The sequence below is a fragment of the Pumilibacter intestinalis genome, from assembly GCF_943193005.1.
Lineage (GTDB): Bacteria > Bacillota > Clostridia > Christensenellales > Pumilibacteraceae > Pumilibacter > Pumilibacter intestinalis.
In genome coordinates this window covers 18,792-28,102 of sequence record NZ_CALPCH010000023.1, presented here as the reverse complement: position 1 = coordinate 28,102, position 9,311 = coordinate 18,792, and the positions used below count along the sequence as shown (strand labels likewise).

Annotated in this window: 4 protein-coding genes; all 4 read right to left on the bottom strand. The window is 52.4% G+C overall.

Annotated features, from left to right (window positions below; translation table 11 throughout):
• Positions 1-811: 811 nt before the first annotated feature.
• The gene (locus NFR55_RS09280) at positions 812-2,194 is read right to left on the bottom strand and encodes a TrpB-like pyridoxal phosphate-dependent enzyme (protein ID WP_251548473.1); all 1,383 of its coding nucleotides are present in this window, start codon (positions 2,192-2,194) and stop codon (positions 812-814) included.
• A 39-nt stretch (positions 2,195-2,233) separates the two neighbouring features.
• Complete coding sequence (locus NFR55_RS09275; RefSeq protein ID WP_251548472.1) at positions 2,234-4,234, bottom strand: glutaminase domain-containing protein; 2,001 nt, start codon at positions 4,232-4,234, stop codon at positions 2,234-2,236.
• Between the two features lie 97 nt (positions 4,235-4,331).
• Positions 4,332-6,032 (bottom strand): InlB B-repeat-containing protein, encoded by a 1,701-nt coding sequence (locus NFR55_RS09270; protein WP_251548471.1) that lies wholly within the window; start codon positions 6,030-6,032, stop codon positions 4,332-4,334.
• 92 nt (positions 6,033-6,124) lie between these two features.
• Positions 6,125-9,286, bottom strand: a complete 3,162-nt coding sequence (locus tag NFR55_RS09265) for a DEAD/DEAH box helicase (RefSeq protein WP_251548470.1) — start codon at positions 9,284-9,286, stop codon at positions 6,125-6,127.
• Positions 9,287-9,311: the final 25 nt, after the last annotated feature.

Sequence of the window (9,311 nt, the reverse complement as noted above, 5' to 3'; positions counted from 1 at the left end):
AACCCGGTTCCCCTGTCATTGCGAGGGTGCATATTCGTTCCCCTGTCATTGCGAGGGTGCTTGCACCCGCGGCAATCCCCCCCTCGGTTTCAATGTCATTGCGAGCGAATTTACGAGCGCGGCAATCCCCAACATGGAACATGTACAGTATCTATTCCTTTCTCATGGCTGAGATTGCTTCGTCGCTCCGCTCCTCGCAATGACATGTAAAACCCGGTTCCCCCGTCATTGCGAGGGTACATATTCGTTCCCCTGTCATTGCGAGGGTGCTTGCACCCGCGGCAATCCCCCCCCTCGGTTTCAATGTCATTGCGAGCGAGTTTACGAGCGCGGCAATCTCATACATGGAACAAGTACAGTATCTGCCGCTTTCTCATGTTTGAGATTGCTTCGTCGCTCCGCTTCTCGCAATGACATGTCGGACGATGCTGTCATTGCGAGCGAGTTTACGAGCGTGGCAATCCCATACATGGAACATGTACAGCATCTATTCCTTTCTCATGGCTGAGATTGCTTCGTCGCTCCGCTCCTCGCAATGACATGTAAAACCCGGTTTCCCCGTCATTGCGAGGGTACATATTCGTTTCCCTGTCATTGCGAGGGTGCTTGCACCCGCGGCAATCCCCCCCCCTCGGTTTCAATGTCATTGCGAGCGAGTTTACGAGCGCGGCAATCCCATACATGGAACATGTACAGTATCTATTCCTTTCTCATGCAGGGGATTGCTTCGTCGGGCTACGTCCTCCTCGCAATGACATGTCGGACGATGCTGTCATTGCGAGCGAGTTTACGAACGTGGCAATCTCCTTCTTCAATAAATATTTACATTCGGTATGCTTGCAAAGCCCTTTTTCAAATCTTCGTCCGTGGGAACGTAGTCGGTCATAGTGCCGTCGTTATATTGCTTGTACGCGCTCATATCGAAATAACCCGTGCCGGTGAGTCCGAAGAGTATTCTCTTCTTCTCGCCGGTCTTTTTGCATTTCTCGGCTTCGTCGATAGCCGCTTTAATGGCGTGACTGCTCTCCGGCGCGGGCAGTATTCCCTCGCACTTGGCAAACCTAACCGCGGCGTCGAACACCTTAGACTGCTCCGCCGAAACCGCCTTTATGAAACCGTCGTGATACAGGCGCGAAATAACGGGGCTCATGCCGTGATATCTAAGCCCGCCCGCGTGGTTGGGCGACGGCATAAACCCGCACCCGAGCGTATACATTTTGGCAAGCGGCGTTATCTGCGCCGAGTCGCAGTAGTCGTAAGCGAACTTGCCGCGCGTGAGCGACGGGCAACTCGCAGGCTCTACGCCTATAAATTCGATACCGTTCTTTCCCTGCAGTCTTTCGCCCATATACGGCGCAATCAGTCCGCCGAAATTACTGCCGCCGCCGCAACAGCCGATTATCACGTTCGGTTCAACGCCGTATTTGTCGAACGCGGCTTTGCATTCCTGCCCTATCACCGATTGATGCAGTAAAACGTGGTCGAGCACCGAGCCGAGCACGTAGCGGCAGTTATCGGTTTTCACAGCCGTTTCCACCGCCTCGGATATGGCGCAACCAAGCGAGCCGCCCGTGCCGGGAAACTCGCGAAGTATCTTTCTGCCCGCCTCGGTGGTGTCGCTTGGCGAGGGCGTAACCGTCGCGCCGTACGTGCGCATAACCTCTCTGCGATGCGGCTTTTGCTCGCTCGACGTTTTAACCATAAACACTTTTAGCTCCAGCCCGTAAAAAGCCGCCGCCATGCTCAAAGCCGTGCCCCACTGTCCCGCGCCCGTTTCGGTGGTAATGGACTTAAGCCCCTGCTTTTTGGCGTAGTACGCCTGAGCCGCCGCCGAATTGAGCTTGTGCGAGCCCGAGGTGTTGTTGCCCTCGAACTTGTAGTAAATTTCGGCGGGCGTTCCCAACTCTTTCTCCAAAAAGTAGGCGCGAACGAGCGGAGAAGGGCGAAACATTCTGTAAAAACTCCGAATTTCTTCGGGTATTTCAATCAGTTCTTCGGTGTCGTTAAGTTCCTGTTCTATGCACTCGTCGCAAAACACATTGCGCAAATCCTCTTTGGTGCAAGGCTTGAGAGTTTGCGGGTTTATAAACGGAGCGTGACCGCCCTTCATGTGAGCCTTCACGTTGTACCAGTAGCGCGGCATCTCCTCTTCGGTCAAATAGGTCTTGTAGGGTATTTCGATTGCTTGTGCCATTGTTGTTACCTCCGTTTATATTTTTTTGTTTATCGTAGTTTATTTCATAAGCAGTATGAAACAGCCGCCCACCACACTGCGAGCCTGAAATCCGCACTGCGCGCCCGTTTGGGTATCGTACCAATCGGTAAACGGCACTCGCACGGGCGAAGCAACGAGAAAACGAGCCAACGGCGCAATGATTTTGGCTTTCTTTTCCGCGTTGTCGGTGAGCGCGGCAGCCCAGCAAATCCAGTCGCATTTGGTGTAAGACTTTCGGCTGTCGAGCGGCACGCCGAATTCGTTGCTTATCTCGGCGTAATAGTCGGTTTCGCTCTCGTACAGCGACTCGGGGAACAAATTCAGTTTCAATATTTTGTCGAACGCGAGATTATACTTGAGCGAGAAAGAGTTTTCGTCGCCGTCCCAGGTGAGCGGAGAGTGCGCGAACTTAGCGGAAAACGCGGTTATCTCTGCGGCGAAATCCTTTGCAATCTTACCGTATTCGTCCGCGCCGTCGTCGCCGTCCGCCTTAAGCAACTGCGCGTACGCGCCTATGCCCACCGTAGCTTTTATAGCAAGATTTAAGTTGTTTGACAAATGCCCCGCAAAGTCGTCGGTGCAAAGCTGATTTTCGGGCTTTAAGCCGTATTTCACAAGGTATTCCACCCACTTTGCGCACACCTCTTTGTTTTCGCGGAAAAAGGATATATCGCCGTCATAGCGGTAGCACGCCGCAAACATCACGAGCATGTTGGCGCACTCCTCTACCGGCATCTGATATTTCATGTCGTAGGCGTCGAAATTTGCGGGCAACGAATACAGCGGGAAATGAGTTTGGCACCAACCGTCTTTGGTGTAGTTCGCGTGATACGCGCTTCCGTCGCGTTTTCCCGCATATACCTGACCGCAACATGCGGGATACGTTCCCGCGTCGTGCGGGGCAAAATCGTAAGTCCAAACGGGCATATCCGCAAACTTGAGTATGGGGCGCATCATGCCCTTTACCAGCTCAACATTATATAAGAGAAAGAGCGGAATAGACGGATAACTTACGTCCACAGTGGCTATGCAACCGTTGGAGCAGTTTTCTTTTGATAAAAACAGCAAGTTGCCGTCTTTGTCGCGCACCGTCTTGTGCGCCGCCACGCTCTGCCTGAGCGAAGCCGCCAATATTGCGTAATAATCTTCGCTCACCGTCTTTGCGCGGGCTTTAAGCTCGGAGTCGAACTCGGCGAGCCTGCCGTCGATTTCGTCTCCTTTTTCGGTTACGTACTCGATGGCGTCGAGCACGGTGTGATTTTCGAGATACAGCGTTTTGCGGAAATCGCCGAAATAATCTATCGCAACGATATCGTCGTACGCCATGATTATCCTTCCGCTTTTGCCGCCCGTTGCAACCATGTATTTCTCCGCGCCGTCAAAGGAAAAATCCTTTATCCCCGCCGACAAATACGCCGCCATGCCCATATCGTCGGTAACGCGGGCAAAGTCGCAAGCCAAATAGAAATAGCCCCAGTCCGCGCCTATCGCGTCGTCGTTGTTGGATAAATACGCCTGCCGCTTGAGCCCCAAAAACGCCGCTTCGAAACCCTTGCCGCGCACAACTCCGCCGCGCACCTCTTTATCCGAATTTTCGCGGATATCGTTATAGCAAATTCGGCGGTTTACAAACAGCGAAACCTCCGCGCTCTTTGCCCCTTTAACCTCGTAATTTATGTAGCACGCGGGCATAGACGTAAGCTCTGTATCGGTGAGAAGAAGCGGCGAAACGAAAGAAACTTTCACCGCGGCTTTGCCCGCCTTGAATTCGTAATCGGTGGTGAACGAACTTACGCTCACAGCCGTTTGCTCGGCTCGCTTTACGCCGCAATTTTTAACGTCGTTAAAATTACCGAGGAAACAAAAAGTTCCCTCCTCGGTCTTTACAAAGCCGTATACGGGCTTACGCTCTCCCCACCAACTCTTAACGTCGGTTTCGGCAAGAGAGTCGCCCGCCGACCACAGAGAAAAGTTGGGGTCTTTTACAAACAGCGGATATGCCGGCAGTTTTCTTTGCATTGCAATATACTTCCTTGCGTTTTTATTACGCAATAGTATACGCTATGAAAGTCTTTGTGTCAAGCTTTTCAAAATGTTTTCAAAATGTAATATTGTACTATTTTGCTTGCAATTCGTTCTCGGGCACAAGTATGTAAGCGGCACTGTTAATTATATTCAATTCCCAACTCGTAGCGTCAAACGACCTACTGCTCTCAAGAATTTCGGTAGTATCGAATATATCGTTTTCGGTATCTATCCTAGTAGCTTTCTTAAACAACTCGTTGCCTACGCTGCCGTCGGTCTTTTGATAATCGACCTGCCAATGTGCCGCTACGAAAACGGTATATTTACGGTATTCTTCCTTTAACGATACCGTCAATTTAAGTTCTATTACGCTTTCCTTTTTCTCGTGAGTAAAAGTTACGTCTATATATTTATCGAATTGTTCCGCCTCAATATGAACCCGTTTCAACCAACGGGCGTAAAGCGTTAAGTCGCCGTTCATGGGGCGGGCTTCGTATTTGTTCTTATACTCCGCGTCGGTATACCAGCCGCCGAACTCGAGCCCGCTTTTTTGCGTAGTTTGAAATATATTCGGCGTTTCGTTATCCGCAATCTTTATAGGCTCTATCGCCGAGCCGCCCACGGTATCGAAAGTAAGGGTGCTTATCTTATCCCAACGCGCGTATAGATTTATATCTTCTTCGCCGGCTATAGTTCCGAATTTGAATTTAGTGCCTTCGTCGAACGTAGGCGTTGTATACCAGCCGCGAAACTTGTAGCCTTCGCGCACAGGGTCGCCCGAACTGAATATGCTTTCGCCTTTGAGAAATTTGCGCGGCTCTGTTTCGTTGCCGACGTTTGAATAGAAAGTAACCGTTATTTCGCGCACGAATTTTGCGTAAAGCGTTTTGTTTACCGTAATTACTCCGCCTTTATATTCGTTTAGGAATTGCGCGTCCGAGAACCAACCCATAAACCTGTGCTTACTCTTTACGGGCACGGGCAAATCGTCTTTTTCGATAACGTCGCCGCCCTTAAGACTCAATTCGGACTCGTCGCACGTAGCTCCGTCGCCGATTTCGAGAGTTACGGTAAGCGGTACGCGGTGCAAAAGTTTTATCTCGAACGAGGGCGTTACAAGCTCCCAATCAAGCGTTTTACCTACCGGGTTAAACTCAATACCCGCGGCGGAATTATCCACCCTCAACAAACCGTCGTAAAAATAATCTTCGGAGCTTTTAAGATATATCGATGAGGTTTTGCCGCTCCACACCGTTTGATTGTTTTTGGTGAGCACGGGCGTTACGCTTATTTCCACGCTCTCCGCGCTAAACGCGGGGTCGAGCACCATTTTGGGCTTAAACTTTGCGGTAATTGCCGCGTTGCCTATCGTAGCGCCGCCGTTCCAACGCGAATATACAGAGAAAAACTCGGTAAAGTTCTTTTTGGTTACGGTTACGGTATCCGTCCACTTTGCGTACAAGTCGAGTTTTTTATCTTCGCCGGCAAGCTCCTCGAGCATAGACGGGTCGAACTCGTTATTACATAATTCGTCGGTAAACCAACCGCCGAAAAGCCACGTGTCTTTACGCGCCGTTGCGGGCTTGTAATCCGCGATTTCGTCCGGCTCTATTTCCCGAACGTAATCGCTCGTTTCGTTCTCTTCCCCGCCTATATAACCGCCGTTCGTGTGATACGTAACGCATAAGCGGTCATCCTTTTGACTGCCGCCGCCCATATCACACGCGGCAAAAGCTAACGCGCACGCACAAATGCACAACGCAATCATGATTACTCTTAACTTTTTAAGCATAACTCAACCCCTCTCGGCGCTATTATATATAAAACAAACTACATATATTATAGCACCCCCCCCCGAAAAGTCAAGCAAATCGAAACAGACGTTTACTGCCCGAGCAGTTCGAGTATCTCTTTCGCGTCGAGCGAACCCGCAGAGGCGGCGTTCATGACTATTCCCGAAAGAGTATTCTTTTTCTCCTGCAATTTCATTATGCGCTGTTCGATTGTGTCTTGCATGATAAGTTTGTATACCTGCACCGACTTATCCTGCCCTATGCGGTAAGCTCGGTCGGTTGCTTGGTTCATTACCGACTCGTTCCACCACGGGTCGTAATGTATCACCACGTCCGCGCCCGTCAGATTGAGTCCCGTTCCGCCCGCCTTGAGCGAAATGAGAAACACCTGCGTGGAGTCGGCGTTAAAGCGCGACACCAGCTTTATGCGCTCCACTTTGGGAGTGTCGCCCTTTAACAGATAGTGCGTTATGCCCTCTTGAGTGAGTCGTGCGCGTATAATATCCAGCATAGAGGTGAACTGACTGAACAGTAAAACTTTGTGACCCGCCGCCGTTGCCGAACGCACAAGTTCTAAGCACGCGCCGAGTTTTGCCGAATTTCCCGAATAGTCGGGATACACGAGCGACGGCTCGCAACATATCTGCCGCAGTTTGGTGAGCATGCCGAGCACGGCGACTTTGTTTACGCTGTCGCCCGCCGCTTCCACGCTCTCGCGCACGAGCGAAAGGTTGGCGGAATAGAGGTCGCGCTGTTCGCTCTCGAGCGGACAAACCACCTCCGTTTCCACTTTGGGCGGCAGTTCCTTCAAAACGCCCGACTTAAGACGGCGCAGTATAAACGGCTTTATGAGCCGCGAAAGTCTGTTGCCCGCGCCCTCGTCGCCGTGCACTATTTCGGTTTCTATGGCGTCGCGGAATTTGCCGTAAGAGAACAGGTATCCGGGCATCAAAAAGTCGAATATGCTCCAAAGTTCGGCAAGGCTGTTTTCCACGGGAGTGCCCGTGAGCGCAAAGCGGTGCCGCGCGCTCAAGCTCTTTACCGCTTTTGCGTTTTTGGTGTCGGGATTTTTGATGTATTGCGCTTCGTCTATAATCGCGAAATCGAACTCGGTCTCGCGGTAAAGCTCGCTGTCGCGGCGCAACAGTTCGTAGCTCGTTATTATCACGTCGCACTCGCCGAACTTTTCCGCGAGCAACTTGCGCTCGTCGCCGCTCCCCGTTACGGCGAGCGTTTTTATTTCGGGCGCGAATTTTTCAAACTCGTGCACCCAGTTGAGCACGAGCGTTGTAGGGCACACGACTATGCTCGTACCCTTGCGCTCGCTCATGAGAAGGGCTATCACCTGAAGAGTTTTGCCGAGCCCCATATCGTCGGCGAGTATGCCGCCGAACCCCAGCCGCGAGAGCGTTTTGAGCCAACGGTATCCCGCCTTTTGATAGTTTCTCAGCACCGAGCGCAGTTTTTCGGGCACTTCTTCGAGGCTCTCCTCCGCCGCGCCGAGCGTTTTCACAAGCTCCTTGAACGCGTCGCTTCGCTCGAGGTGGAAAAATCCGTTTTTGAGTTCGCCGTCCACGTAGGGCGCGTACCACAGCGGCAAAGTGAGCTCGTCGCCGTCCGAAAAAGCTATTTCGGTAACCTCGCCGATTGCCGCAAGCGACGGGTCGACCAAGTCTACAAACGCGCCGTCGGTAAGCCGCACGTAAGTTTTGCCCAGCCTGTACGCCGCGAGTATCTCTTTTAACTGTGCGCTCGAGTATTCCTCGGAGGAAAGCTCCAAGCCGAGCAAGTCGCTCTTTAGCCGCACGCCCACTTTTATGCGCGGCGACTTTTTAACTTTCATCTTCTTTATATAGTCGTCGAGATATACGTCGGCGCACCCCATAAGCTCGCGAAGCCCGTTGCGCAAAAGCTCGTACAAGTCGCTTTCGTCCCTAACCTCGAGCGATGGATAGTCGGGAAAGTACTTTTGCAGAATGCGCAAAAACGCCTGCTCGCTCTCGTAGTCGCGCACGAACGGCGAAGAAATATCGTCGTCGAGAATATCTATATCCGTTTCGCCGTCGTAGCTTGCGTGCACGTTAGCCCGCACGCCGCCCTCGAAAGAGTCGAGATACACTTTGAGCTCGAGCGGCGCGGCTTCGAACATGCTCAAATTCACCTCGCCCGCGTCAATCTCGGTAAAAGTCATTACGCGAGCGAGCACGCTGTTGTAAAAGCGCGACATATCGTTTTCGGCAACAAACAGCCTGCCGCGAGCCTCCACCGCTCGCACGAGCGGCATAACCGCCGAAAAACATTCCTCGCTCAACGCATACACGCGGCTGTCGGTTATTAAGTATTTGTTTTCTTTGCCGCACACAACCGAGTATCTACCGAGCGAACTCTCTATAAGATATCCGCCCGTAACGCGGGCGAGCTTAAGCCCGAAATTCGCAGAGTCAACGCCCGGCACTATCAGCCTGAGCGCACCCATTATCCCCTCTTCGGCGCACTTTACGAGCATGCCCGAATACAGTTTCATAAACTCGTCCACGCCGCCCGCGCCCAAACGCAGTTCGTCGCGATAGTCGGAAGAAGCCGCGTTCGCATAGCTCAAAAAATCCCGCTTTTCGCGCACCGAACCGCACACGAAACGCATGAGCCGCGCCGAAAGCTCGTCGAACGCCTCGGGCACGTGAAGCACAGTAAGTTCCACGCCGTAACGCTTTTCGAGTCCGTTTTCGCAACACGCGGCAAAGTCGGCTACGTCTTTAACGGTGTAGGTTTTCTTCACGCCCACGGTGAATTTGAGCTTGAGCCTGCCGCCCTCGCACGGCTCCATTATGGGCTCGAGCTTTACCTTTTCGCCGCCCTCGGCTATCCTGCGCCCTCTGCGCAGTTTGCCGTATTGTTCTATAAGAGAAAGCGCACCCGTATCGCTGCGCTTGTGAACCGTGCGCTCAGCCGAACCGATACCGTCGCACGGGAACTTGTTTTCGTATGCTATAGCCGTTGCCACTATGTGGCGGCAAGGTCCTTCGGCGGCTTTGTCGGCGGCGCAGTCGCACGAATAATCGTACAGTCCGCCCTGCTCGTCGAACACAACCGCCGCAACGTAATCTCTATCGCCGCGCACCGAAGCCCGCACCGTAAACTTTCCGTTTTCGGTTGCGGTAGCTATGTTTTTCACTCTGTCTTCGTAAAAGCGTTTCTTGCCGCCCGCAACGGCGCGAGCTCCCGCCTCGCCGTACAGTGAGTCCCAATCGAGCATATCTCTCCTCCGTGAAATTTTATTT